Annotated in this window: 22 protein-coding genes, 1 tRNA gene and 1 pseudogene; 13 read left to right on the plus strand and 11 right to left on the minus strand. The window is 62.5% G+C overall.

Translation table 11 applies throughout. The features are described from left to right. Nucleotides 1–71 precede the first annotated feature (71 nt). From pdxH to JFC13_RS07890, 5 genes are all read left to right on the plus strand, one after another. Nucleotides 72–743: a pyridoxamine 5'-phosphate oxidase gene (pdxH, locus tag JFC13_RS07870; RefSeq protein ID WP_198396546.1), complete on the plus strand. Its 672-nt coding sequence runs from the start codon at nucleotides 72–74 to the stop codon at nucleotides 741–743. Nucleotides 744–996: 253 nt separating this feature from the next. Continuing rightward, entirely contained in the window at nucleotides 997–1,683 is a 687-nt protein-coding gene (locus JFC13_RS07875) for a metal-dependent transcriptional regulator (protein WP_198396547.1), read from the plus strand. Between the two features lie 466 nt (nucleotides 1,684–2,149). Continuing rightward, nucleotides 2,150–2,959, plus strand: a complete 810-nt coding sequence (locus JFC13_RS07880) for a C40 family peptidase (RefSeq protein WP_198396548.1) — start codon at nucleotides 2,150–2,152, stop codon at nucleotides 2,957–2,959. Nucleotides 2,960–3,367: 408 nt separating this feature from the next. Further along, nucleotides 3,368–3,868, plus strand: a complete 501-nt coding sequence (locus JFC13_RS07885; protein ID WP_143920546.1) for an HNH endonuclease — start codon at nucleotides 3,368–3,370, stop codon at nucleotides 3,866–3,868. 142 nt (nucleotides 3,869–4,010) lie between these two features. Beyond that, a complete protein-coding gene (locus tag JFC13_RS07890; protein WP_198396549.1) occupies nucleotides 4,011–5,075 on the plus strand; it encodes a universal stress protein in 1,065 nt (354 codons plus the stop codon). A gap of 45 nt (nucleotides 5,076–5,120) precedes the next feature. On the opposite strand, the gene JFC13_RS07895 is transcribed toward JFC13_RS07890, so the two are convergent. From JFC13_RS07895 to JFC13_RS07905, 3 genes are all read right to left on the minus strand, one after another. After that, the gene (locus JFC13_RS07895) at nucleotides 5,121–5,741 is read right to left on the minus strand and encodes a class F sortase (RefSeq protein ID WP_198396550.1); all 621 of its coding nucleotides are present in this window, start codon (nucleotides 5,739–5,741) and stop codon (nucleotides 5,121–5,123) included. A gap of 66 nt (nucleotides 5,742–5,807) precedes the next feature. Beyond that, nucleotides 5,808–7,424 carry a hypothetical protein gene (locus tag JFC13_RS07900; RefSeq protein WP_198396551.1) on the minus strand — a complete coding sequence of 539 codons (1,617 nt, stop codon included), beginning with the start codon at nucleotides 7,422–7,424 and terminating at the stop codon, nucleotides 5,808–5,810. Nucleotides 7,425–7,706: 282 nt separating this feature from the next. After that, nucleotides 7,707–7,782, minus strand: a tRNA-Arg gene (locus JFC13_RS07905). A gap of 107 nt (nucleotides 7,783–7,889) precedes the next feature. On the opposite strand from JFC13_RS07905, the gene JFC13_RS07910 reads away from it, so the two are divergent. Both JFC13_RS07910 and JFC13_RS07915 read left to right on the plus strand, forming a co-directional pair. Continuing rightward, on the plus strand, nucleotides 7,890–12,716 hold the full coding sequence (locus JFC13_RS07910; RefSeq protein ID WP_198396552.1) for a DUF4011 domain-containing protein: 4,827 nt from the start codon (nucleotides 7,890–7,892) through the stop codon (nucleotides 12,714–12,716). A gap of 1 nt (nucleotide 12,717) precedes the next feature. After that, nucleotides 12,718–12,957, plus strand: a complete 240-nt coding sequence (locus tag JFC13_RS07915) for a hypothetical protein (RefSeq protein WP_198396553.1) — start codon at nucleotides 12,718–12,720, stop codon at nucleotides 12,955–12,957. Between the two features lie 124 nt (nucleotides 12,958–13,081). On the opposite strand, the gene mscL is transcribed toward JFC13_RS07915, so the two are convergent. After that, nucleotides 13,082–13,558, minus strand: coding sequence for a large conductance mechanosensitive channel protein MscL (gene mscL / locus JFC13_RS07920; protein WP_198396554.1), 477 nt, complete (start codon nucleotides 13,556–13,558; stop codon nucleotides 13,082–13,084). 290 nt (nucleotides 13,559–13,848) lie between these two features. Beyond that, nucleotides 13,849–14,478: an SAF domain-containing protein gene (locus JFC13_RS07925; RefSeq protein WP_198396555.1), complete on the minus strand. Its 630-nt coding sequence runs from the start codon at nucleotides 14,476–14,478 to the stop codon at nucleotides 13,849–13,851. Between the two features lie 89 nt (nucleotides 14,479–14,567). On the opposite strand from JFC13_RS07925, the gene JFC13_RS19840 reads away from it, so the two are divergent. Next, entirely contained in the window at nucleotides 14,568–14,831 is a 264-nt protein-coding gene (locus JFC13_RS19840; protein WP_332839377.1) for a hypothetical protein, read from the plus strand. A 14-nt stretch (nucleotides 14,832–14,845) separates the two neighbouring features. Here the strand turns inward: JFC13_RS19840 and JFC13_RS19845 are convergent. Together JFC13_RS19845 and JFC13_RS07935 are read right to left on the minus strand one after the other, a co-directional pair. Next, nucleotides 14,846–15,151, minus strand: a pseudogene (locus JFC13_RS19845) (FmdB family zinc ribbon protein); the annotation flags it as partial. A 77-nt stretch (nucleotides 15,152–15,228) separates the two neighbouring features. Further along, nucleotides 15,229–15,876: a 5-formyltetrahydrofolate cyclo-ligase gene (locus JFC13_RS07935; RefSeq protein WP_232488370.1), complete on the minus strand. Its 648-nt coding sequence runs from the start codon at nucleotides 15,874–15,876 to the stop codon at nucleotides 15,229–15,231. A gap of 74 nt (nucleotides 15,877–15,950) precedes the next feature. On the opposite strand from JFC13_RS07935, the gene galU reads away from it, so the two are divergent. The 3 genes from galU to JFC13_RS07950 all read left to right on the plus strand — a co-directional run bounded on the left by galU (nucleotide 15,951) and on the right by JFC13_RS07950 (nucleotide 19,568). Then, the gene (galU, locus tag JFC13_RS07940; RefSeq protein ID WP_198396558.1) at nucleotides 15,951–16,853 is read left to right on the plus strand and encodes a UTP--glucose-1-phosphate uridylyltransferase GalU; all 903 of its coding nucleotides are present in this window, start codon (nucleotides 15,951–15,953) and stop codon (nucleotides 16,851–16,853) included. 89 nt (nucleotides 16,854–16,942) lie between these two features. Then, nucleotides 16,943–17,539, plus strand: coding sequence for a GNAT family N-acetyltransferase (locus JFC13_RS07945; RefSeq protein ID WP_198396559.1), 597 nt, complete (start codon nucleotides 16,943–16,945; stop codon nucleotides 17,537–17,539). A gap of 73 nt (nucleotides 17,540–17,612) precedes the next feature. Further along, a complete protein-coding gene (locus JFC13_RS07950; protein ID WP_198396560.1) occupies nucleotides 17,613–19,568 on the plus strand; it encodes a hypothetical protein in 1,956 nt (651 codons plus the stop codon). A gap of 61 nt (nucleotides 19,569–19,629) precedes the next feature. Here JFC13_RS07950 and JFC13_RS07955 read toward each other — a convergent pair whose 3' ends face one another. The 3 genes from JFC13_RS07955 to JFC13_RS07965 all read right to left on the minus strand — a co-directional run bounded on the left by JFC13_RS07955 (nucleotide 19,630) and on the right by JFC13_RS07965 (nucleotide 22,594). After that, on the minus strand, nucleotides 19,630–20,142 hold the full coding sequence (locus JFC13_RS07955) for a putative immunity protein (protein WP_198396561.1): 513 nt from the start codon (nucleotides 20,140–20,142) through the stop codon (nucleotides 19,630–19,632). Between the two features lie 161 nt (nucleotides 20,143–20,303). After that, nucleotides 20,304–21,761 (minus strand): NAD-dependent succinate-semialdehyde dehydrogenase, encoded by a 1,458-nt coding sequence (locus JFC13_RS07960; protein WP_198396562.1) that lies wholly within the window; start codon nucleotides 21,759–21,761, stop codon nucleotides 20,304–20,306. Nucleotides 21,762–21,889: 128 nt separating this feature from the next. Continuing rightward, nucleotides 21,890–22,594 (minus strand): MerR family transcriptional regulator, encoded by a 705-nt coding sequence (locus JFC13_RS07965; RefSeq protein WP_198396563.1) that lies wholly within the window; start codon nucleotides 22,592–22,594, stop codon nucleotides 21,890–21,892. Nucleotides 22,595–22,705: 111 nt separating this feature from the next. Here JFC13_RS07965 and JFC13_RS07970 point away from each other — a divergent pair, with 111 nt between their 5' ends. Continuing rightward, on the plus strand, nucleotides 22,706–23,212 hold the full coding sequence (locus tag JFC13_RS07970) for a DUF2306 domain-containing protein (protein ID WP_198396564.1): 507 nt from the start codon (nucleotides 22,706–22,708) through the stop codon (nucleotides 23,210–23,212). Here JFC13_RS07970 and JFC13_RS07975 read toward each other — a convergent pair. Further along, entirely contained in the window at nucleotides 23,158–23,484 is a 327-nt protein-coding gene (locus JFC13_RS07975; protein ID WP_198396565.1) for a GNAT family N-acetyltransferase, read from the minus strand. The two genes, JFC13_RS07970 and JFC13_RS07975, sit on opposite strands and share 55 nt — an antisense overlap. Before the next feature lie 169 nt (nucleotides 23,485–23,653). Here JFC13_RS07975 and JFC13_RS07980 point away from each other — a divergent pair, with 169 nt between their 5' ends. Beyond that, on the plus strand, nucleotides 23,654–24,241 hold the full coding sequence (locus tag JFC13_RS07980) for a GNAT family N-acetyltransferase (protein WP_198396566.1): 588 nt from the start codon (nucleotides 23,654–23,656) through the stop codon (nucleotides 24,239–24,241). The last annotated feature ends 326 nt before the right edge of the window (nucleotides 24,242–24,567 follow it).

Here is a 24,567-nt window from a genome sequence, read left to right on the forward strand (position 1 = left end):
TTGTGAGCTCATGCGAGGACGTGTGCAGGCAGCCGATGACTCGTGTCACCGGCTCGTCGTAGAGTGAAGGCATGAGTGAGCCAGTCGACCGATTGCCGCAGACCCGGAAGTCCTACGAGTCACCGACCTTCGACCATCCCGAGGTCTCGCCGCTCGCGCTGTTTCGACAGTGGTACGACGAGGCCGCAGAGCACGTCCGCGAGCCGAACGCGATGACGGTCTCCACCCTCGATGAATGGGGTCCGTCCTCACGGATCGTTCTGCTCAAGGGCATCGATGAGACCGGGTTCATGTTCTTCACCGACTACGACTCTGCCAAGGGGCGTCAGCTGCGCGCCGATCCACGAGTGGCCGTGAACTTTCCCTGGCAGGATATGGAGCGGCAGGTCAGGATCAGGGGCCTCGCCGAGGTTGTCGCACCCGAGGACTCGGACGCGTACTTCGCCGTGCGCCCCCATGGATCCCAGATTGCGGCCAGTGTGTCGAAGCAGTCCCAGCCCGTCAGCGGACGGGAGCAGATGCAGACAGAATACGATGCCGCCTTCGCAGAGTATGCCGGCAAGGAGGTGCCCCGACCCGATCACTGGGGAGGATTCCGAGTCCGCGTCTTCGAGATCGAGTTCTGGCAGGGACAGAAGAATCGGTTCCACGATCGGTGGGCATTCCGCCGTGCAGATGGCAGTCACGAGCCGGCGGATCTCTCGCAGGCGGCCGCGTGGGACCCTGTCCGTCTCTACCCTTGAAGTCGGCGTCGGCTGAGTCGAGGACGCAGCGAAATAATCGCCTCACTTCAAGCGTTGAGCGGGCAGGCGGGATCGTGGTCCAGGCGCCGAGGTCGAGGGATCGACCGGGGGATTCCCTCATTGCGCATTCAGTGGTAGACGTCAACGTCGGTTGAACATACGTGATTGGACGCACGCGGGATAGGATTGATGCAGAGAACGCCTGAAATGGTCGAATGGGCCTGAAGACGAAGAGTGGAGTGGCTGGTCTGACGTGAACGACCTCATTGATACAACTGAAATGTACCTCAAGTCGATCATCGAGCTTGAGGAGCAGTCGATCGTGCCGCTGCGCGCTCGGATTGCTGAACGTTTGGATCACTCCGGTCCCACCGTTTCACAGACCGTGGCGCGGATGGAGCGTGACGGACTGCTGCATGTGAGCAACGACCGTCATCTGGAGCTGACGGCCGAGGGACGTCGGATCGCCACCGAAGTGATGCGCAAGCACAGATTGGCCGAGCGGCTCCTCGCAGACGTCGTCGGACTCGAGTGGGAACTCGTCCACGACGAAGCGTGCCGTTGGGAGCATGTGATGAGCGAGCAGGTCGAACGCAAACTCGTCAACCTGCTCCCCGAGACCGCTTCGGGCCCGTACGGCAACCCGATCCCTGGCCTTGACGTGATCGGTGGAAAGCAGACGCCAGGCACCGAGGTCGTCGATCTGGCGACGGCTGTCGCTCGCGACGGGGCGAAGGAGCTTCGGATCGCCTGGTTGGCAGAACCTCTGCAGGTCGACATCCACCTGCTGCAGCAGTTCCAGGTCGCAGGTGTCCTGCCGGACAGCGATGTGGAGATCTCACGCAACGGCGAGTACATCACGGTCCAGGTTCCGGGTGCACAGGATGTGCTCGACCTGCCGCTGGACACTGCTTCACACGTATTCGCCTACAAGAAGTAAGTTCCCTCCAGAGGCAGTCCTCGGCAAGAAGTGAACTCGGTCGAGTGGTCGGCCCTGTAGAGAGTGAAGCGTCGTCGAGGAGCAAGCCTCGTTGGCAGATCCTGCGCCGAGACAGCCCGGTCACGGCCGATGGTCTCGATCAGGATCGATTTGTTACAAAATGACGTTGAGCACGGCCCAGGGAGTGTCAGAACACCCCCTGGGCCGCGTCGTATAACGCGCCAATGTTACGAATGTTTACCTGAATTTTAGGCCTCTGACCTGGACATTTACGGAAAACCTCCGTGGTCTCGAGGGGGGTTCGTGACAGAAACGTGACAATCGGTCACTGATTGGTTACAGTTGTGGAGGTCGTTCACGAAAGTGACGGCTTTGCCTCGAGAGCCGCGCGCCACGCTCGATGCAAAATTTCTAAGGACCGAGAGTGGCGGTTGGGATTCTTTCCAATAGGTGACGAGAGGGAAACGTGGCAATTAAGCAGCATGGCCGTCGCGCCGCTGAAGCCAAGGTCAAGACTCCATTGACCGAACTGACAGAAATCCTGAACGCCAACTCCGCCGTCTTCGGACGCCGTGCAGCCGTTGTCGCTGCCAGCGGTGGCCTGCTCACCGCAGCAGTCCTTCCGGCAGCAGGACAGGGAGCCGACGACAACGTCGCAGTCTCCGCCGAGTCAGAAGCTCAGACACAGGTCGAATTCAAGAACCAGACCGCGACCGTCAATGCTGACGATGATTCCAAGGACAAGGACAAGAAGCAGGACTCCTCCTTCAGCGCCGACGTCCAGACCGTCACCGCCAAGGCTGCTCCGAAGCCTGAGCCGAAGCCAGAGCCCGTTGAGACCGCCGAAGAGACTTCAGGCGATTCCGCAAACGCCGGCACCTCAGATTCCGGTGACAAGGGCGAGAGCAAGGGCTCCGATGCCGGTTCGATCGACGGCTCCAAGGCCGAGCAGGTCATCGGCTGGGCCGGCAAGGGCGTCGGTACCCCATATGTTTACGGTGGAACCTCGCAGAGCGGCTGGGACTGCTCCGGTTACACCGCGTGGGTCTACGGCAAGGTCGGCGTCAACCTGCCTCGCAGCTCCGGTGCACAGAAGGCCGCTGGTCAGGTCGTCTCCCAGTCGGAGGCGAAGCCCGGTGACCTCATCTGGCACCCAGGTCACGTCGGCATCTACGCCGGTGACGGACAGATGTACGATGCCGGCTCACCAGGGTCAGGCACCTCGAAGCGCAGCTACAGCTGGATGGGTGACGTCACCTTCATCCGCGTTCTCTGATTCAGTTCACACAGAAACTCCTCGCCTGACTCGATGGTCCTCGAGTCAGACGGGGAGTTTTTGCGTACCTGATTGTCAGAAATCCGCACCATGCCAACCACGTGCTTGAGCTGCCGGCCGCGCCACAAGGTGAACGGCAATGAAAGAATCCGTGACGCGAGCGATATGAATTCGGTCACAGGAGAGGGTCGGCGTTAGTCTTAATACGATTGAGTTGGCGTAAGTGATGGGAAATCAGATGGGCCGCAGTCGGATAGTGCGAATAGCCGCTCCAGTTTCTGGCGCGGAGTACATATCTGTGTCTGTCCCTTCTTTCAAGGCGTTGTGCTGCGGCACGGCGCCTTTTGCGTTTCCTGGGCCCATGTCGATCGGCGGGGTCCACACTCACATGAAGATGAGGGGCGGGATATGAAGACTCTCGTGCTGAATGCCGGATATGAACCACTGTCGATCGTTCCGTTCACCAGGGCAGTGGTCCTGGTGCTCACGGGCAAAGCGACAGTCCTGGCCGCCGAGGATGTTCCGGTGAGATCTGAACATCTGAATCTGGACCAGCCATCGGTCATTCTGCTCACACGTTATGTGAGGCCTCCTCATGACCGCCGGGTCTCCCTTTCCCGGCGGGGTGTGCTGCGCCGCGACAACCACCGCTGTGCCTACTGTGCAAAGCCTGCGACGACGGTTGATCATGTCGTTCCACGCTCACGTGGCGGGGTCAACAGTTGGGAGAACCTCGTAGCCTGCTGCCGTGAGTGCAACAACCGCAAGGGCAACAGGTCATTGGCCGAGATCGGGTGGAAGCTCAGCTTCCACCCTCAGGAGCCGCGAACCGGTCAGTTCTGGATGCGCGGGATCGACAAGCCGGTCGAACAGTGGCGTCCGTTCCTGGAGCTCTCCAGAGCCGCCTGAGGTGGACATCGTCCCTGCTCGTCGCCGCAATGTCCGAACTGTGGCTCAATTCGGATAACGATGTGACATAGGCACCGGTCTCCGATCGATTCTGATTTAGGGTGGAAGCGAGAGAAGTTCGCTTCAAGATGAGGAGCTTGCGATGAATGAGCAAGACCGACCCCAGAACGACGATGCATCACCGGCTGGGGAGCCCGACGCCGTTGTCGTCGGCATCGACGGTTCACCGCCCAGCCGCAATGCTCTGGCGTGGGCAATCCAGGAAGCGAAATCCCTGGACAAGTCGATCCGCCTGGTCGGTGCCTACACGATCCCGAGCGTAGCTGCGGCTGCGATCGATGTCTCCTACGTTCCGATCGACGACACTTCGATCCGTGCGGCGGTGACGAACACACTCAAGGAAGCCGCCGCCGAGGTGAAGTCCGCCGGTGTGCCAGTCGAAGCAGTCATTGAGATCGGTGACGCAGCCGGTGTCCTCATCGACGAATCGAAGTCGGGAAGCCTGGCTGTCGTCGGCTCTCGCGGTCGCGGGGGCTTCGCCGGTCGTCTTCTCGGCACCGTCTCCAGTGCCCTGCCGGCTCACTCTGCGTGCCCGACCGTCGTCGTTCCCTCCGCGTGGCAGCCCGACGCGGAGAAGACCGCGCATCCCACATCCTCACGACCGATCCGACAGGACGGCATCGTCGTCGAAGAGCCCGACCCCAATGTCGAAGCCATCGAGGGACTGCGTTTCGACGGCAAGGTCGTCGTCGGCGTGGATTCCCTCGGCGCCGAGTCTCCGGCACTGTGGAAAGCCGCTCGACTGGCCGTACGCAGGGGATCGCCGCTGCACATCGTTGCCGTCATCACCACGACGGTCATCGGCCCGGAATGGCTGCCGAGCACCGCGGATCTCGAGCGACTGGTCAATGAAGGCGCCGACAAGCTCGTCGTCGCCAAACAGCGCCTGCAGACCGAGTTCCCGAACCTCGACGTCACCTGGACCCTGTTCGACGGTCAGCCCGCCGAGGTGCTCGTTCGAGCCTCTGACACGGCCGAGGTGCTTGTCATCGGTTCTCGCGGTCGCGGAGGCTTCGCCGGACTGCTCCTTGGTTCGACCTCACAGTCAGTGCTGCCGTACTCGCAGTGCCCGACCATGGTCGTGCGCGTCACCCGCGACCACAATAAGCATCGACACGATGGAGAGATCCCTGAGCCGGGCCTGTGATGCTTGGCCCCACCGCACCTGGCTCTAGAACCCTGCCGCTCATGGCTAGTCGGCGATCGCCTCGATGACGACGTTGTCGGCTGATCGACCGGAGCTGCGCTGCAGGCACGTGAGGATGACGAGTCGGCCGGGTTCATCGGCCCACACACGATCATCACCGGAGATGTCGGTCTTGGGCACAGTGTAGGAGTCGGTCACCGTGTAGTCCCGGTCTTGGAGAGTGATCGACTCACCCTTTTCCACAGTCGGCTCTCCCGCATCGACATCGATGAGCGTGTTCCCGGGCAGCTCGGCTCCTTGCACGGAGTGGATCGCGACGTAGGTCGTGCCGCGTTCGGGGTGGTCAGGGGTGCCGTGGTTACGCACAACGTAGCCATTGCGCAGCCCTGGGGGATTGATCGCGCCGTTGACCTCGGACATGGTTTCCAGCCCGGTATCAAGCCCTACCGATGGGATCTGGAATTCTCCGTCGAGGGTTTCGATCTGCATCTCCTCGACGTCGGCTTCGCTTGGTGGCTCCTCCAGCTGAACATCGGCCTGCCCCTCGGCTGTGTTCTGTTCATCGGTGAGGCCCTGAGTGAGCATCCATGCACCTGCGCAGATGAGTGCAATGATGACAACTGCGACGGGGACGGACCACCAGTCACGAAAAATTCGTGCCGACATGGTTTCCTTTCATAGATCGGTGGCGGCCATCGAAACAGTGGCCGCCACCGAGTCATGACTGAATCGTCAGTTGCCCTTCTTGTGACGGCGAACTGCTCCGAAGATGAGCCCTCCGGCCACGGTCAGCAGTCCGATTCCGCCGACGAGGTTCCAGTTGGGACCACCGGTGGCCGAGCCAACGTACGCACCGGTCTTCACGACCGGGTTGTCGTCTGGCTTTTCAGCCTCGGGAATGGCGATTTCCACGGTCTCCGAGGGCACACCGTATTCATGCGAGAAGGCTTCGTTCGATCCGGAGGCAGGGGCCGAGGCCACGAATGTCACCGACTTCTCCTCGCCGGGCTTCACAAAGTCGGCATCGAGTGCGAGCTCATCCGTCTCGAAGTCGACGGCGCCGTCTTCATCACAGGTGACATCGGGAGTGAAGGTTTCAAGCAGCTCCGCATCCTCGGGGACGGTCTCGGACTGAGTGATGGTTCCGTCTTCGGCATACACCTCGACCTTGGCATCCTCGATGGTTTCACCCGGTGCGCAGTGGTCAAGGCGAACCTTGTCGGTGACCTTGGCCGGAAGGTCGGTGATCTCGGTGACCGAGACCTGCGAAGACACCTCCGGGGTGAAGAGGCCCTGGTAGGAATCCGATGCCTGAGCCGTAGTCTCCTGCCCCTCAATGACAGCTTGCAGGCTCGCACGATCATAGTCATCGGCGTCGAAGTCCTTGGGATTCCACTGGGTCACCGAACCAGTCGGCAATCCCGAGAAGGTTACTGATACAGAGACATCGGGAACTTCGTCGGTGAACTCGAGGGGCACCTCGACTGATGATTCGCCGGACGTGATCTCCGTCGTCTCAGGCTTGGCACCGTCGACAGTGAGCTCACCGTCGAATCCGGGAACGCTGACGCCCTCGGAGTTGACCAGCGAGACAACCGCGGCCGATGACTCCTCGTCAATGGTGACCTCGGCCTTATAGGTGCCGTCTCCGGCATACTTCGCGGCTTCGTCGCCCATGAGTGCCGAGAGGTCGTAGGCGTCGGGAAGCACGTCATCGTAGAACGCGTCTGCACCGATGTCCTTGAGGTTCTGAGAGTCCTCGTTCCACCCGATTCCATCGGTGACCTCTTGCAGGCTGCGGTCATCGAGAATGTCGCGGTGGTCGATTTCATCAGAGCTGTGCACGTGCTCGCCGATGGCCATGTCATGAGCCATCTGATCGGCCTGATCGTCGCGGGGCTCGTCCCATTTCGCGAGGATATACGCCAGCTCGGGGGCTTCGACGGATGATCTGCCGCCTTCGTCGTAACCATTGCCCATAGGTTGGGTCAGGCCCCGGTCGATGCACCAGACACGACTGCCGGAGAGGACACCTGAAGAGGGAATATAGGCACCGTACATGGTGGCGTTGTCGACGCCGCCCTGGTTGTCCGTCTCAGGGTTTGTGGTGACACCGGTGAAATCAGGTTCGCCCTTGTACGCGCTGAGCTGGGGGCCGAGTTCGGGCGCGGCCATTGCCGGAGACGATAGGAGGGTGCTCCCGGCGATCAGTGCAATCGTTGTGCCGACTACGGGCAGTCGTCTGCGGAGGTGCCGCATATTCTGGTCCTTCCTGGGGTGCGCCACGAGGCGTCGGCCTTCGACTCCGCGTGTTTGGGCACAAGGCAGATTGCCGGCGCTCGCTCCCACCTGGATAGTATAGAGGCAGCAAGGATGATTGTCTTGTTGAGTTGCTGTTGATCTCGCCCTTCGGGTGTTGGTGCCCCTCGTCGCCGAGGCTCTGGGGTGTACTTTGAGGTGCGTCAGCGCATGCGGGCATCGATGCATCGTCGGATTCCGGGCACCGATGGGCACAGGCCGACTGTTGCGGCGGGTCCAGGAAAGTTTGTTGATGGACTGAGCGCGGGTGCGCAATGTGCAGCGGTCGAAAGGAGTTGTGGAGCCGAGAACGGATCTGATCCGCAGTTGTGATGGCGCCCCCGGGCAGATTCGAACTGCCGGCACCCGCTTTAGGAGAGCGGTGCTCTATCCCCTGAGCTACGGGGGCGATGTGGCCTTCTTCGACCACGACCACCCAGTGTAGCGTAGAAGAAACCTGGATGTTTCACGGTGTGCCAGCACCTATTATGTGAAATTTCTCGTTAGGGTCGAATTGTGCCAGATTCCGTTGTTGACGATCAGTTCCCGGAACTCGACGATGTCTACGCCGAGTGGAAACAGCAGGCTGCCCATCTGGGCGGTCGCGACACCATGCTCCATTTCCGGGATTCGCGTGATGGCAGCATCGATCTCTCCGGAGCGCACCCGTCTGGCCTAGCCCAGCTTCTGGCCGGTCGGGCCACCCGACTCTCCAGCCTGGTCCGCGATCATGAGGTCCTCGCTGACGCACGCCGTCGAGCGAAGTCGATCCGGTCGAAGGCCGATCAGCTTGATAACGAACGCGGAATTCAGACGGCACACCTGGCGATCGGCTTTGCCTCGTGGACCGAAAAGGACTCCAAGTACAAGTTCAATGCCCCTGTGGTGATGCGCCATGTCACTCTCGTTCCTCGCGGTTCCCGCGTCGAGGACTTCGAGATCGTGTTGGGCGACGGAATCATGATCAACCCTGCCTTGGTCCAGCACCTGGCCGAGACCTACGACCTGGACGTTCCCGTCGACGAATGGGTCGACGCCACCGGAGGGCCGCACGGCTTCGACCCGGGCCCGGCCCTCGATCGCCTCCGCGACCTCGCACAGTCAGTGCCGGGGCTGCGCATCAACCACCGTTTCGTGGTGTCGACATTCGCGAACATTGCGAGCCCGTTCACCACGGACTACCTGCCCACACAGCACCCGATCCTCCGCGCCCTCGCTGGCGACGAGGACGTGCGAGGGGCGCTCGGCGGCCCGTCCTATGTTCCGACTCCTCGGGAGGCAGTGCAGCCAGAGCCGCGTCAGGAAGCCGCCCCGAGCGCCGACGATCAGCACACCTTCACGCCGGACGCAGCCGCTGGCGACGAGGATGAGTTCTCTCAGCCGACGGTGCCGATCACAGACGGGTCTCTGCCCGGGGATGCGAAGGCTCCAGTCGAAGGCTCAAGGGATTCCACTTCGGCCAGCACCGCAAGTGAGACCACGGCATCCAAGGACACCTCAGCCAAGGGCGACTCAGCCGAGGACGCCGAAGCAGATGGCACTGAGCGTGATGAGCGCGCACAGTCGGCCCACGGCATCGGCGAGACCGCCGCGACAGACTCAACCTCGACGGGCTCGAAGTCGGCGGACTCGGAGTCAACCGCCTCAAAGTCGACGGACTCGAAGGCCAAAGACTCACCGACAGCGACCACGGAACCCCAGACCGCCGAACCCCAGACAGCAGATCCCCAGAGCACAGAATCCGAGACGGACGTCGACAGCTTCGCGGACTCGGACGCTGGCGAATCCGATGATGATGTCGTTCCAGCCGCACTCAAGGAACCTGTCACCCCTCTCCCTGACCGCAAACCACAGGAAGAGTTCCTCGTCATCGATGTCGATGGCGACCAGCAGGCCGTCGTCGACGCCGCAGTCTCCGGGCAGTCGGTCGTCGTCGACACCCCACCGGGGACCGGGGCCACCCAGGTCGCAGTCGCGGTGGCCACAACACTTGCCCACACAGGAAAGAGCGTTCTCTTCCTGGCGCAGACCGCCGACGCACTCGACGACTTCTCCTCCCGCCTCGGCGAGGTCGGACTCGCAGAATTCGCGGTGGACACCCGCCAGGGCTCCGGCGCGATCAGAAACCAGCTCGTCGGCCTCATCGGATCGGCCGAGAAGGCCGAGCGCCCCGATCTGAGCGGGCTGCTCAATGAACTCAATGAACAGCGCGAGACACTGAGCGAACATGTCTCGTCGCTGCATCGCCGTCGTGAGCCCTGGGACGTCTCCGTCTACGAGACCATGCAGCACCTGGCGGAGCTGACATCCGGCGACGACTCTCCCCAGACTCCTGTTCGGTTCGGTGAAGATCTCCTCGAGGCCAGCGAGGACCGTCGCAACGCTCTGCGCGGAAAGCTCAGCGAGCTGGCATCATTGGGTGCCTTCACTCTCGACGTCGAGGACACCGTCTGGTTCGGCGCGGACCTGAAATCGGTCGAAGAAGCCGAAGCCGCACGAACCGTCGCCGAGCGACTTGGCCGAACCATCCCTGATCTGGTCAAGGCCGTCGAGCCGGTCCTGTCCAAAGCCAAACTGAATCCCCGCCGCAACCTCAATGACTGGTCACGCGCGATCAAGGTGCTGCTGCGGGTGCGCGCGACCCTCGACAGCTTCGCCCCTGACATCTACGATCATCGACTCGACGATCTCATCGCCGCGACCGGAACCGCAGAATACCGTTCCGAGGTCGGGGTAGAGATGGGCATGCTTCAGCGCAAGCGCCAGAAGAAGTCCGCGAACGAATTCCTCCGTCCCGGTGCCGAGGTGACAGACCTGCATTCGGCGCTGATCGACGTCCGGTCCCAGCGCATCGTGCTCCAGGACCTCGCAGGGCATGACGGTCGTCCACAGATTCCTCGCGGCGTCCTCGAAGCTGATGAGATCCTCCAAGGCGTTGAGGCCGACGTTGCCAAGATCGCACCTATTCTGGAGACCACTCCAGATGGCGGCGATCTGGGATCGATGCTCATCGAAGAGCTGCAGGCGCGGACCGAAGCTATGGGCCGTGACTCTGAGAACCTCGGCGAACTTCCGGAACGGTCCCGCATCCAGCGCGAACTGGCCGACGAGGGCCTGTCTGATCTGCTGACTGACCTGCGTCGCCGCAAGGTCGACACCACGCTTGTCGGTCCGGAGTTCGACCTGGCCTACTGGGCGTCGGTTCTGCAGAGGATGGCCAGCGAAGATCCCCAGGTGGGCCGTCACGACGGAGCCGCACTGCATCAGGTTGCCGAAGGCTTCCGCGAAAACGACCGTGCCTTCGTCGCAGCAGGTGCGAGCCGACTGCGGTACAACCATGCTCAGGCGTGGAAGCGGGGCATCGACAACGACCCGATCTCCGCTGGAGTCATCAAGCAGGAGCTGCTCTCCCCGCACACCTCCGTGCAGACCATGTCGACGAGGGCTCCCGAGCTCTTGACGACTCTTGCCCCGGTCTGGATGGCCAGCCCGTACACGGTGCCCGAACTCTTCTCAGCACTGCCGCTCTTCGACGCTGTGGTCATCGCCGATGCGGGACGTCTCTCGGTCCCCGACGTGGTGCCCGCCATCACCCGGGCCCGTCAGGTCATCTCACTGGGCGACTCCAGACTGCTTGGTCCCCGTCCCTTCACGATCGCGGTTGATCGCTGGGGAATGGACGATGGGAACCATCCGAGCTCAGTGCAGGAGCGCCTCGGCGAATTCCTGCCCCGAATGGAACTGTCGAACTCGTACCGCCAGTCACCGGTCGGACTCATCGATCTGGCGAACCGGCACTTCTACGATTCGACGATCACGACGATGCCGACCGCGCACACAGGGGAGGGAACCGGGCTCGAGTTCTCCTACGTCGCAGACGGAAGGGGGCCGACGGATATCGGCACCGGTCGTGTCGAGAGTCCTGACGCCGAGGTCAAGCGCGTCGTCGAGCTCGTGCTCAGGCACGCTCGGAACCGTTCGCGTGAGTCCCTGGCCGTCGTCGCGCTCACCGCTCATCACGCTCAGCGCGTTGCCACCGCGATCTCTCGGGCGATGAAGGACCTGCCCTATGTTGCAGCGTTCTTCAACGATTCGAGCAAGGAACCCTTTGTAGTCACCGATGCCGAGCGCGTCCAGGGCATGTCACGCGATGCGGTGATCTTCACCCTCGGCCTCGGGCGGACAGTTCACGGTCGTGTCATCCACGACTTCGGTGCGCTGTCCGGTCCCGATGGCGAGCGGATCCTTGCGGCCACGATGACCCGGGCGCGCAAACGTCTCACCGTGGTCTCCAGCATCGAATCCGATGACTTCGACACGAACAGGCTCAGCGGGGGAGCGGCACTGCTGCCACGACTGCTCGACGAACTGGCAGGCGGCGGCGTCAAGCAGCCGGGCCCACACGGCGAGATCTACGACCCGCTCTTCAACGACATCGCCGATCGTCTGCTGCAGCTTGGCGTCGTCGCTCACGAACATTACAACGGCATCGATCTGGCCGTGGCGAACTCGACCGAGGACGAGCACGGAATGATCATCGCCGTCGCCGGAGACGGACCCGAATACGCATCGGTCCGCAGTCTGCGCCAGCGTGAGCGCGTCGTGCCCGAGCAGTTGGCCCGTCGCGGATGGAAGTTCGTGCGCATGTGGTCCACCGACGCCTTCGTCGATCCGCAGTCCGAGACCGAGAAGATCTTCGAAGCCTGGAAGTCCACGGTCGAAAAGATGAGCCCGCAGGCTGTCCTCAATGCGGCTCGTGCTGCCTCGGTCGTCGTGGGCCGCACCGGCAGCCGGCCCAAACTGGTGCCGGGCCTGCCCATGCACAAGTACTCGGACTCGGGCCTCGATGCAATGATCGACTGGGTCCAGTCCGATGCCGTCGTCCGTGGTGACGGTGAGATCAAGGATCTGCTCCGAACGGCGTTGGCACAGAAGCGCAACTCCGGTCGTGGAGACTCCCAGCTGCAGGCGGCCGTGGACCGCTACCGGCAACGGCATGCACAGGCCAAACGAGTCACCGGCGCCGAGGTGGTGGTTCCCGAATCAGCACAGCACAGTCCGATGGAGGACGAGGTCGTTCCCACCTTCGACACGGGCAAGATCAGGGCCGATGAACTGCGTCAGGCGGGACTGATCGAGACCGCGAGCAATGACCAGGTGCCCGGCTCTGACCAGGTGCCCAACTCTGACGGGCAGAGCGCACCGGACGGCACGCAGGAGAATCGCGCGGAGTTCTCCGAGCCCACCGGTGGTGTGCAGGAGGCCGCTTCAAGTGAGCTGGGGGCTGAGAAGGAGCGTCCGAGCGCAGCCGATATCGAGCCGCGCACGGATGACCTGCGCTGAGATGACTGACGAAAGCCTCGGGTCGCAACCTCCCGAGGGTGAGCATGCACACGACTCAGAACCTGCTGATCACTCCGCTGAACATGCTGCCGATGAGGAGCAGGAAACGGCGCATCAGAAGAGGGCGCGACTCGAAGCCGCAGTGCGGAAGTATCGTGCCACACTGCGCAATGAGGCAGAGACCGACAGCGGAGGCTTCAGCGCCGACTACTACCGGTCACAGAAACCCCCACACTGGTGATGGGCAGAGGTGAGGTGCTTCCTGGAGAGGTGCCGAATCTGAGAAACAGAGAACAGCTGAGATCAACCAAGACGAAGGCCCGCTTCCCCCATGGGGAAACGGGCCTTCGTGGCACTCGCGTCAATCAGTGGCGCGGGGGCTCAGTCGATTCGGTATCGTCGAACGGACCGGCCGTGCTGGCAGGACCTTCGGCAGGACCACCGACGGTTGTGGCCGCCTGGGTCCGGAGGATTTCGCGAATGTCGCCGAGCAGATCCTCGGTGGTCGGAGGAACTTCTTCCTCGGGGGCTCCGCGCTTGCGCAGCTCGTTGAGCTTGTTCATCGGGACGATGATGATGAAGTAGACGACGGCGGCGACGATCAGGAAGTTGATCGCTGCAGTGATCACAGCGCCCAGGTCAATGGTCGTCTCCGGAACGCCTTCCTTGATGGGGAAGGCCAGCGCAGGACCTTCTGCGCCACCGACGGCAGCGAGCAGAGGGTTGATGATCTTATCGGAGAAAGCCGTCACGATGCCGGTGAAGGCGCCGCCGATGATCACCGCGGTTGCGAGTTCGACGACATTCCCTTGGAGAATGAAGTCTCTGAAGCCTTTAAGCATTAGAGGCACCCTTTCGGCGTATATGTAAGCAATGTTGGGGAGTGAAATACTTTTACTACGATTACATGATACACACAGGTAACTCGGCTGCACCCCGATGACATGCGTGCCTTTTGGTGCGACAAATCCCAGTTAGCCCGGCTCGGGATAATCCAGTTGGCCCGGCTCGGGATAATCCAGTTGGCCCGGCACGGGGCAATCCAGTCGGCCCGGCTGGGGATGTCTCGGTCAGCCGGGCGTGGAGCGCCCCGGTGAAGTCAGCCGGAGGTCATAGGGACGTCAGCGGTGGGTCAGCGCGGAAGGATCGCGAAGCTGATCGGCATCCCGGCGAATTCTGCGATGCGTTCGGCATCATCTGAGGACAGTATCACTGAGACAAGCTGCCCTGATTCAGCGGAAATGCCGTCGCTTTTGTCGACCAATCGGGCAATTGTCACTTCCTTCACGACGACATCAGAGCCTCCGTCGGGCAGCGAGCTGAATAGGCGGATGCGCTGTCCTGGCTGTAGGAGTGCTGCCGAAGAATCATCGGCCAAGCGCACAGGCATGAGGAGGTCGGTGCTGCCCTCCGGTAGTGCCTGCTGGTCGATGACTGCCGACTGCGTCAACGGCGAACCCTTGGACAAGCCCGCTGAGGTGCGCTTGTGATCGGCGTCCGAGACAGAGGTGAAAGCCTTGTCCGGGACGAGTTGCGAGGGAAACTCGACGACTGTCAGATCCTGAGATCGCAGCTCAGATCCCGGCGGCAGATTTCTGGCGGCAACGACGATGGACGTTCCACCCTGATCCGGGGTGAGGATCCAGACCACGAGGGCACACGCACATGCAAAGCAGACAGCGGCGACTATCCGCTGTGGTTTGATCCGTGAGGACTTTGACCAGGTCGATGCTCTGGCTCTGAGGAGCCGCAAGATTCCCATACCTGGAGCCTGGCTGTGCGCAGAGGCTCAGATCAAGGGAACAGATAATGCCTGTGGACAGCCGTTGTGTGTCCACAGGCGATTCGCACATGAGTCATCGGTCAATCCCCAGCGATGACGCGCACGAGTCGACAGAGCTCGGCTGCTGTGAGGACGGCCGAGGGAGTCAGCTGGCGGAAGTGCTGCTCGCCGCCGGAGCGCTCTTGGCCGGTGAGCTGGATGTCGACGAGGACGAGTCCGAGGAGCTCGACGATTCCTTCGACGAACCCGATGAGTTGGACGAACTCGACGAGTCAGAGTTCGAAGAAGAGGGGACTGTGCTCGAATTGCTCGCGCGGGAGTCCGTGGCGTAGAAGCCCGAACCCTTGAAGCTGATCCCCACGGTGCCGAAGACCTTCTTCAGGCGTCCCTGGCACTCGGGGCAGACTGTGAGCGAGTCATCGCTGAAGTCTTGATGAATATCAAAAGCGTGACCACAGCTCTTGCAGGCGTAGGAGTAAACGGGCATTCGAGACCTTTCTTCGACGAGAAGATTATAGTCCACCCGACTCGCCCGCGAGTAACGCATGGGGTGAGAAGCTCGAGGAGTCGCCGTCTCGTCCACAGGGCCGCACGCGCGAGTGGGCTGCTGTGGCCCCGATCTGAGATCGGCCCCACGCTCGAGAGCGGGCATGGTCGCAGCGCAATCGGTGCTTGCATCTGCTCGTGTCCCCGCAACTGCCCGTGTCTCGGATTCGTCGCAGGAGCGAATCAGTCGAAGGAGTGAACACCGTGATCGGTCACGGCCCGCGTGATCTGCAGGTCCCAGGGCTCCACGGTGAGCTCTGGAAGATCGAGTTCGGTCGAGAAGCAGACTCCGTAGACCACGCTTGCGTGTTCCCTGCCTGTCAGGGGCACTTCGCCGCGCGGGCCGAACGTGCGGTCATAGAAGCCGCCGCCGTTGCCCAAGCGGGCGCCGCCGGGCCCGAACCCGAGGGCAGGCACGAACACGAGGTCAGGGGCCACCTCGGCGGACATGAGATCTGCGGCGGTCAACACAGGTGAGGGTTCACGAATTCCCCACTTTCCGCGAGCGTGGAGCGTGGCCATGGACTCGGTGACGGTACCGAACATGAGGGCATGACCGACGGTGGTGACGACAGGAAGGTAGACGGTTCCACCGCGGGAGAGGAACCCGTCGATGACCGGATCCAGATCGGGCTCGCCGGCTAAGGCGGCATAGGCGAGCACCGAATGGCCCGTCAGGTCCAGGTTCGGCCACAGGCTTTCGATGATCTGCCAGGCAGACTCGGCGACCGCCGACTCGCCCTCAACGACCGACGATTTCGCCTCTGTAAGCGACGATTCAACGCCTGCCGCAACGTGAGCCGCGCGTTCGGAACGTATGTGTGCACGCAATTGCGCCTTTGAAGTTTCTGCATCCACGCTCATAAGCCTAATCGCAGCCACATCCTTTGGTTAAGATGAGCGACATGAGTGATGAATCGCAACGCACAGTGCGCAAGGCCGTGATCCCTGTGGCCGGTCTGGGCACCCGCTTCCTTCCCGCCACAAAGGCGACTCCCAAGGAGATGCTGCCCGTTGTCGACAAACCGGCCATCCAATACGTCGTCGAAGAGGCAGCCGATGCCGGCCTGCAGGACCTCCTCATGATCACGGGTCGCAACAAGCGACCGCTGGAGGACCACTTCGACCGCGTCGACGGGCTCGAAGCCGCACTGGCCAAGAAGGGTGACACAAAGAAGCTCGCCGCTGTTCGTCACGCGTCCGAACTCGCCGACATCCACTACGTCCGCCAGGGTGACCCGAAGGGCCTGGGTCACGCCGTGCTCAAGGGCCGCCAGCATGTGGGCCAGGAACCGTTCGCGGTTCTGCTCGGCGACGATCTCATCGACGAACGCAGCCCGATTCTGCCGAAGATGATCGAAGTTGCCGAGAAGACCGGCGGCAGCGTCGTCGCGCTCATGGAAGTTCCACCTGAGGCGATCCACCTCTACGGCTGCGCCGCAGTTGAACCCACCTCCGATGACGAAGTCGTCAAGGTCACCGGCTTGGTCGAGAAGCCAGAGCGGAGTGAGGCCCCTTCGAATCTTGCGATTATCGGCCGCTACGTCCTCGCGCCGGAGATCTTCGACGTCCTCGAGACCACTGAACCGGGTCGCGGCAACGAAATCCAGCTCACCGACGCTCTCCAAGTCCTCGCTGAACAGGAGGGCGGCAACGGGGTCTACGGAGTCGTCTTCAAGGGCGCTCGCTATGACACCGGTGACAAGCTCGACTACCTCAAGGCCGTCGTGCAGATCGCCAGCGCCCGCGAGGACCTGGGTGCTGACCTCAACAGTTGGCTCAAGGAATACGTCGCAACACTTCCCTGACCGTCGTCAGCGTCACCGCACCCCAGCATCGCTGCACCGGTGCGCCAGCGGACATCACTGATTGAGCACCCGAGAGCGGAGGCAGCCGTTTGTGGCCAGTCATCCTGACTGATCAGCAGTCCGACATCGTGCTGCGCCCGCTGAATCGGCGCGACGAAAGTCAGTGGCGAGAGGTCCGTCGGCACAACCGGAATTGGCTGCGTCCCTGGGATGCGACTCTGCCGATTCCCGGCCAACAGCTTCCGGGGTTTCGAAGCATGGTCCGCATGTACGACAAGCAGGCCAAACGTGGACAGTCGGTGCCGCTGGCGATCGAGGTCGGCGGTGAATTCCGCGGCCAGCTCACCGTTTCGAGCATCAGCTGGGGATCCATCCTCAGCGGACAGATCGGCTACTGGATCGATTCGAGGGTCGCCGGCCGCGGCATCACTCCCATCGCCGTTGCCATGGCTGCCGACCACTGCCTCTTCGGGCTGGGGCTGCACCGAATTGAGATCAACATCCGACCCGAGAATACGGCCAGCCTGCGCGTGGTCGAGAAGCTCGGCTTCCGGGATGAGGGGCTGCGCGAGAAGTACATGCACATCGACGGCCGATGGTGTGACCACCGGACGTTCGCCCTGGTCGCCGAGGAAGTTCCTCAGGGAATTCTCGCCGCCTATCGTCACAGCCTGAGAAAGCTGTGAACTTGGCATCTGTTTGACCGACACACCACATCCCTTCACGTCGTTGCCGAACCGGGCACTCTAGGGTTGCAGTGTGGACACCAGCATCATCGTCGTTATCGCCATCATCGTGGTATTCGTCGTTGTCGTGCCCACAATGATCCGCAAATCAGCGACGGAGCTCTCCCGCGTCGAGATCGACACCGTCCCGGATCGGGCTCAGGTCATCGACGCTGACCCTCAGATCCCTGGCCACGATCACACCGAACGCGCAAGAGTCTTCCACTCCTCGGCCACCATCGAACCAACCGTTCCACGACCCGACGTCGCCCCGATGGCGGGCACACCGAAGCTCAGCCTCTCGGCACAGGCACCGGAGTTCGGCGTCATCGACGGACACGCAGACTCGAGTTCGACCACAGACACAGAATCCACCACAGCCGAGGCGGACGAACAGCACCAGCGCAGCTTCCTTCCTGTGGCCGTCGGTGAAACCCGCTCCACCTACCTCGACAGCCACCGCGGCCACGAGGCATCCGCCTCGGCGACTTCCGACAACGTTCGGATGCTGCACCCGGCAGTGCACGCCGTGTTCAATCAGTCGCAGCAGGGTTCGAACGGCCACAGCGCGAACGGCCAGGGTTCGTCGGCGAGCAGAAGCTCCGGAAGCGGCAGCCCCCTCGGCGAGCGTTCCGGGACAGTTCCGCTCCGGCCGGGACGGACTCAGCCTCGATCGCCGCAGAGTCGATCCGATGAAGCTGTCACCACAGACACAACAGAGACAAGCAGACGAGGTACACAGATTCCCAATCCGACTTTCGGAGCCGATGAGGACCATTCGATGACTGAGAAAGCAACGACACTGCGCGAGTCGATGAAATCGCTGGGCACCATGACGCGGGGATTCGCACTGCTCTTCCTCGCCTCCACCTTGGGGATTCTGGTGACGGGCGTGCTTGCGATGTTCTCGGTCGTCCATGTCGCTCTCGTCGGAGTGTTCCTCGGACTCGCGATCGTCTCCCTGGCAATCGTGCGCACACTTAACCTGCGCAAACGGGAGATCAAGGCTCGCCTCCGGGAGCTCGAAAGCCGGAACCCGAAGACCAAGCGCACCGCGCCGAAGAAGAGCACCACCAGTACCACGAGCACCACGCGGTCGACGAGCGCGGCTGCGAAACCAGCCGCCGCCTCGGCGCCTGCTTCCCCGACCGCTGCTGCATCGAAGTCCCCGACCGCTGCCGCGTCAAAGTCCCCGGACAGCAAGCCAGGTGAGGCCCGGTCGGCAGGATCGACGAAGGCTGCTCGGGCGCGTGCCGTCATGCAGCGCAACGTGAGCGCAAAGCAGAGCAGAGAAGAGGCCGACACCGGCGAGATTCCGCTCGTGCGCATTCGCAACGAAGCCGCAGAAGGCCACACCACCCGTCAGGTGCTGCTCACTGGACCGATCCCTATCGTCGAAGAAGCAGCGCCCGACGCCGCAGAAGCGCAGGGTGAGGAAGCAGCGCCGGCAGGTTCCGACTCCGTGTCGATGTCGACCGCCCCCGAGTCGGCATCCATGATCAAGGCAGACGACTCCGCACTGACCGCCACTTCGACCCGCGAAGCGGAACCAGCTGCAGAATCCAAGTCCGCTCCGCGGAATGAGTCTGCTGCCGAGAACGACTCCGCCGAGGAATCCGAGGTCGTGGCGACCGCGTCGAACGTCGACACCGTCGAGGTCAGCGATCCGTTCATGCAGCGACTGCAGGCACGTGCTGCCTGGTCACCGACGCCGCTGCCGGTCCCCAGCTACGTTGATGCCCCACAGGTTGAGCATCCGGTGCCCGAGGCGAAGGCAGCTGATGCTTCGTCCTACTCGTCGTATGAGACCAAGGCCCGCAGCCGTGAGGACATCGCGGCTCAGTTCGCCGCCGAACTCGGCTATCGTCCCGAGCTCAGCGACTCGGCTCGTGACGACAGTCCGCTGGAGCACGGTCGCAAGGCGATCAGGACGAACAAGGCTCCCGAGATGGGCGCCGTCGACGACGTGCTCGCCCGACGCCGCGCCTGACTTCGCAGGCAACTGCGCTGCGCAGGTAACAGCGCTGCGCAGATGACCGTACTTCGCAGATTCAGTCGGTCTCGAAGAGGAACCAGCAGATGGAGTTGCGTCGCTTCTGATCCGCAAGGACGAGTTGACGGATCTGCCAGGGCAGTTGGTTCCTCTGCCAGTCGCGTTCAGCCTGTCCCGCGCCTGGGTCCTCGGGATTCGCACAGCGTACGGCCTTGATGGCATAGGCGGCAGCACCCAGATCGTGTTCGGCGACGTGCCCGACGCAGGCGGCCTGTCCTGCCGAATAGGCTGTGAACCGAGCTGCGCCGCGCAAGGGACGGGCAGCTCCCATGGCGTGTCCTCCTGAGGTGCGCGCCTGCATCATCTTCACGGTGCCGTCAGCCCAAGCGCGGGCCGCAGCCACAGCATCACGGACTCGTGTGTCCTCCGGAGCTTCGCGCTCGAAGAGGTGCAGGACGTGCTCGGCGCAGTCGGCTGCCCACAGAGCCAGAAGTCGATGATCAGCATCGGTCAATGTGCCGCCGCGTCGAATCGTCACCATCGTCGGGTCGCGGACCTCGGGCAGAATCATGGCTGCTCCGTTATGCGGGAGGCTGCCCTGAACGAGGCGGTCCCCGTCACCGGGGCCGCCTCAGGCTGATCGTCCACCGAAGTCTGCCGCAATCGATCAATGCGCATGCCGCGCACTGATGCGTGACATGCGCATATTCTGTGCGCGGGTATTGCGCGGGATCAGGCCCGGGGCAGAGCCACGTACTTGACCTCGAGGAATTCCTCGATACCCACGCTTCCGCCCTCGCGGCCGAGCCCGGACTTCTTCACACCGCCGAAGGGGGCTGCAGGGTTGGAGACCAAGCCGGTGTTGAGACCGACCATGCCGACCTGCATCTTGTCGGCCAGGTTCAGCGCACGCTCGACGTTCTCACTGAACAGGTAGCCGGCCAGACCGAACTCGGTCTCGTTGGCGAGAGCGATGCCCTCCTCATCGGTTTCGAAGGTGACGATGGGGGCGACGGGCCCGAAGATCTCGGTGATCCTGATCTCGGCGTCCAGTGGCACATCGGTCATGACGGTCGGGTTGTAGAAGAAGCCCTTGCCGTCGATCTTCGACCCGCCGGTGAGGACCTTCGCGCCCTTGGACACAGCATCATCGACGAGACCGGCGACCTTGTCCAGGGAATCCTGATCGACCAGCGGGCCCACCTCGGTGCCTTCGTCGAGGCCGTTGCCGACCTTCATCGAACCGATGCGCTCGGTCAGCTTCGTCGAGAACTCCTCAGCGACGGAGGAGTGGACGAACAGACGGTTCGCCGAGGTGCAGGCCTCGCCGCCGTTGCGCATCTTCGCCTGGACCGCACCGGTGACGGCCTTGTCTACGTCGGCATCCTCGCAGACGACGAACGGAGCATTGCCGCCGAGCTCCATCGAAGTCTTCATGACATTATCGGCGGCCTGCTTGAGCAGGCCCACGCCCACCTCGGTGGAGCCGGTGAAGGTGACCTTGCGGGCGATTCCGGACTCCATCCACGGGGTGACCACGCGACGAGCGGATTCGGAGGTGACGACGTTGAGAACACCGGCGGGCAGGCCGGCCTCAATGAGCACGTCGACGAGCATGAGGGAGGTCAGCGGGGTCAGCTTCGCCGGCTTGAACACCATGGTGCAGCCAGCGGCGATGGCCGGGCCGATCTTGCGGGTGCCCATGGCCAGCGGGAAGTTCCACGGGGTGATGAGGATGCAGGGCCCGACGGGCTCGCGGGAGACCATGACCCGGGTCTTGCCATCGGTGGACTGAGTGTATTGGCCGCCGACGCGCACGGCTTCCTCGGAGAACCAGCGGAAGAACTCTGCGCCATAGGTGACCTCGCCCTTGGACTCGGCGAAGGGCTTGCCCATCTCGGCGGTCATGACTGCCGCGATGTCGTCGGCACGTTCGATGAGGAGCTCGAAGGCGCGGCGGAGGATCTCAGCGCGTTCGCGCGGCGGGGTGGCGGCCCATGATTCCTGGGTGTCGCCGGCAACCTTGATGGCCTCTTCGGCATCGGCTGCCGAGCCGTCTGCGACCGTGGTGATGACATCACCGGTCGCGGGGTTCGCAACGTCGATGATCTTTCCGCCCTCGGCATCACGCCACTGGCCATTGATGAACAGTCCGGTGTTGAGCTTGTCGATGATCGGGGTGATGTCCACGACAGATCCTCCTTTGGTTGTCGATGAAGCATGGCCGCCGGTCGCCGGAAGCCACGGTAGGGAGCAGTCGTGATCAGTGTAGTGGTGATATTCGATGCGGGCCATACGGAATTCGTTGCCAGAGGCTCTCAGGATTGCGAGCTTCGAGGCATGGCCGACAGTGAAGCATGGACGAGAGCGCTGGTCGCCACCAGGAGTCTGTTGTGCATCGTGATCCCGCGAACCACCTCGACGCAGATCCGATCTCTGCTCAGACAGTCGGTGATCGGTGCGGTGTTCCTGCCCGCGATCTCGGTCAATGCCTGAATGTGCCGGAGGATCGTGTCACGCCCGACGGGATAGCCTGAGGCGCTCAACTCCTCGAGCACGCCTGCCATCGAAGCCACTGCGGTTGGTGAGATGTCCCGCCATCCCAGTTCCTGCAGAACGTCACGGATATCGTTCTCGAAAGGTTTCGGTGCCGGTGCTGGTTCCGGTTCCGCTGCTGCCGCCGTGGCAGGTTCAGGTTCAGGCTCGGAAGGCGAGGATGAGCCGACCGTGGATTTCAGGACATTGCTCGCCTCCAGCGCAAGTCTCTGGCAGATGCCCATCAGTTCGATGTTCTCCAATGTCTCGTCATCGATGGCCCGAGTCAGTGCGGCGATGGACTCGATGGGGGAGCCGAGCTCCCGGCGCAGGCAGGTGATGAGGCAGAGGCGGTCGACGTGGGCCTGGGAGTACTCAGCCGTAGTCGCATTGCGCTTGCGACCGGGAAGAAGGATTCCCACGTGGATGTAGTACTTGATGCTGGCGGTCGAGACTCCGGATTCTCTGGCCAAGGCACTGAGTTTCATGCAGATCCTCCATCGGCAGAGGCGGCAGAGTGGGCGGCACCTGGCTTGGATAGCAATTCGGGCTCTGCTATCTACGTTGCCGCACTTGGTTAGTGAAACTATCTTATGTCTATGACGACGATGTTCATAGCAATCCACGCTCTTGCCGCCTCTGGCGTTGTGCTCTTGGCTCCGGTTCAGATCATCCGGCGGACCAAGGATCGTCGGCACAGATGGATCGGACGATCATGGGTCATCCTCATGTACCTCGTGTGCGTGAGCGGAATGTTCATCTACACTCTCAGCGGAAGCTTCACAGTCTTCCACGCCCTTGCGATCTTCACCTTCGGGACCACGACGCTCGGGGTCATTGCGATCCGGAGAGGAAACATCCGCAGACACATCGGGATGATGGTCGGATCATGGCTCGGCGCGCTGACGGCGGGCACCTTCGCCGCGATCATTCCGGGCAGGGAGATACCTCAGCTGGCGGTGGCCGATCCCGGTCTGCTGTGGGGCGCCGTTGCAGCCATCGTCATCGCCGCCACGGTCTGGGTCGGCTACGTTCTCAAGTTCGTGCCGACTCAGGCACGCAGCTCGTCGAACTCGGAGTTCTTGCGGAAGAACTCCATGACATAGGAACAGGTCGTACGGAACTTCAGATCCGCCTCGGCGCTGGTCTCGAGGGCGAAGCGCACCAGGTGGGCGGCGATGCCGCGGCCACCATAAGCGGGGGACACCTCGGTGTGGGTGAACGTGCGCACTGCGGATTCGGACGTGTCATCAGGGCTGACCTCGCGGTCGATGTAGTCGACGTGTCCGATGACCTTGTCGTCGTGACTCACCGTGAAGCGAGACGCCGCGATGTCCTGGGCAAAGGTGTACGTCTCGTCCGAGATCTCGAGGTCCATGAACGCTCCTTAAGGCGAGGGTGTCGGTCATCCCCATGCTGGCACGTGGATGATTCAGTCCTGATACATGAAACCATAGTTGTGTCCCCCATCGAACGACTAACCTGTTGAGCAACCCGTTCTTTCGGCCGTACACGGCGACGGTCAGACATCCTCAAGGAGCCGACCTATGTCCTCTTACGCACCCGCCACGATGGTCGATGCTCACAAGCTGATCCTGCACGAAACAGGCTTCGAGGTCAGCGAACTCAGCCTCGACGACATCGACGACTACGTTGAACTCGTCGCCTCCGCCTACCGTGGTGAGCCCTCGAAGCAGGGGTGGACGACCGAGGCGGATCTGCTCAGCGGTCAGCGACTCGATGCCGATATGGCCCGCGAGATGCTCGCCGAGCCCGATGCGTCGATGATCCTCGTCCGGTCCGCCGAAGGGCAGGCTGTCGGCAGCGTCTACCTGCGCGAACCCGTCGACGGAATCGCCTACCTCGGCGTGCTCGCGGTCTCCCCGCTGGGGCAGGGCCAGGGTGTGGGGTCGGCACTGATGAACCTCGCCGAGGCATGGGTGATCGAGCGTTGGGGCGCTCACTCGCTGCGCATGAGCGTCATCAACAAGCGCGCCGAGCTCATCGCCTACTACGAGCGCCGCGGCTACGAACGAACCGGAGAGGTCGAACCCTTCCCCTACGGTGACGACCGGTTCGGTGTGCCGCTCGTCGACGACCTCGAATTCGTCGTTCTGGTCAAGCCGCTGACCTGACTGACCAGGCTGCTGCCCTCCGGGAACGCGCGTCGGCGGACTGAACGCAGCGACAGATGCACATGGTGCCCAGCGAAATTCGCTGGGCACCATGTGCATCTCGGGAGGCGGGCAGCTGTGGGGCTGGCTCGACGTGACGAGAGACCGCACCCCTGCTAGTCTCGTTTCGTATAGAAAAATAGTCGTTTCGCTCAGCGAAATCATCGAAGAATCAAATGCACATCACTGTGCGCAAGAGGCTGGACGGGCCCTTCGATGAAAGACGCGGTGGTCCGCGAGAAGATCGCAAGCCGCTTGCTGAAGTGCACCGACAACGATGAAGGGGC

The sequence above is a fragment of the Brevibacterium antiquum genome, assembly GCF_016107655.1.
GTDB classification, from domain to species: Bacteria; Actinomycetota; Actinomycetes; order Actinomycetales; family Brevibacteriaceae; genus Brevibacterium; species Brevibacterium antiquum.

Coding starts and splice junctions, on each gene's coding strand:
- pdxH (WP_198396546.1), top strand. CDS start 72: ATGAGTGAGCCAGTCGACCGATTGCCGCAGACCCGGAAGTCCTACGAG.
- JFC13_RS07885 (WP_143920546.1), top strand. CDS start 3,368: ATGAAGACTCTCGTGCTGAATGCCGGATATGAACCACTGTCGATCGTT.
- JFC13_RS07890 (WP_198396549.1), top strand. CDS start 4,011: ATGAATGAGCAAGACCGACCCCAGAACGACGATGCATCACCGGCTGGG.
- JFC13_RS07895 (WP_198396550.1), bottom strand. CDS start 5,741: ATGTCGGCACGAATTTTTCGTGACTGGTGGTCCGTCCCCGTCGCAGTT.
- JFC13_RS07915 (WP_198396553.1), top strand. CDS start 12,718: ATGACTGACGAAAGCCTCGGGTCGCAACCTCCCGAGGGTGAGCATGCA.
- mscL (WP_198396554.1), bottom strand. CDS start 13,558: ATGCTTAAAGGCTTCAGAGACTTCATTCTCCAAGGGAATGTCGTCGAA.
- JFC13_RS07925 (WP_198396555.1), bottom strand. CDS start 14,478: ATGGGAATCTTGCGGCTCCTCAGAGCCAGAGCATCGACCTGGTCAAAG.
- JFC13_RS19840 (WP_332839377.1), top strand. CDS start 14,568: ATGAGTCATCGGTCAATCCCCAGCGATGACGCGCACGAGTCGACAGAG.
- galU (WP_198396558.1), top strand. CDS start 15,951: ATGAGTGATGAATCGCAACGCACAGTGCGCAAGGCCGTGATCCCTGTG.
- JFC13_RS07955 (WP_198396561.1), bottom strand. CDS start 20,142: ATGATTCTGCCCGAGGTCCGCGACCCGACGATGGTGACGATTCGACGC.
- JFC13_RS07965 (WP_198396563.1), bottom strand. CDS start 22,594: ATGAAACTCAGTGCCTTGGCCAGAGAATCCGGAGTCTCGACCGCCAGC.
- JFC13_RS07970 (WP_198396564.1), top strand. CDS start 22,706: ATGACGACGATGTTCATAGCAATCCACGCTCTTGCCGCCTCTGGCGTT.
- JFC13_RS07975 (WP_198396565.1), bottom strand. CDS start 23,484: ATGGACCTCGAGATCTCGGACGAGACGTACACCTTTGCCCAGGACATC.
- JFC13_RS07980 (WP_198396566.1), top strand. CDS start 23,654: ATGTCCTCTTACGCACCCGCCACGATGGTCGATGCTCACAAGCTGATC.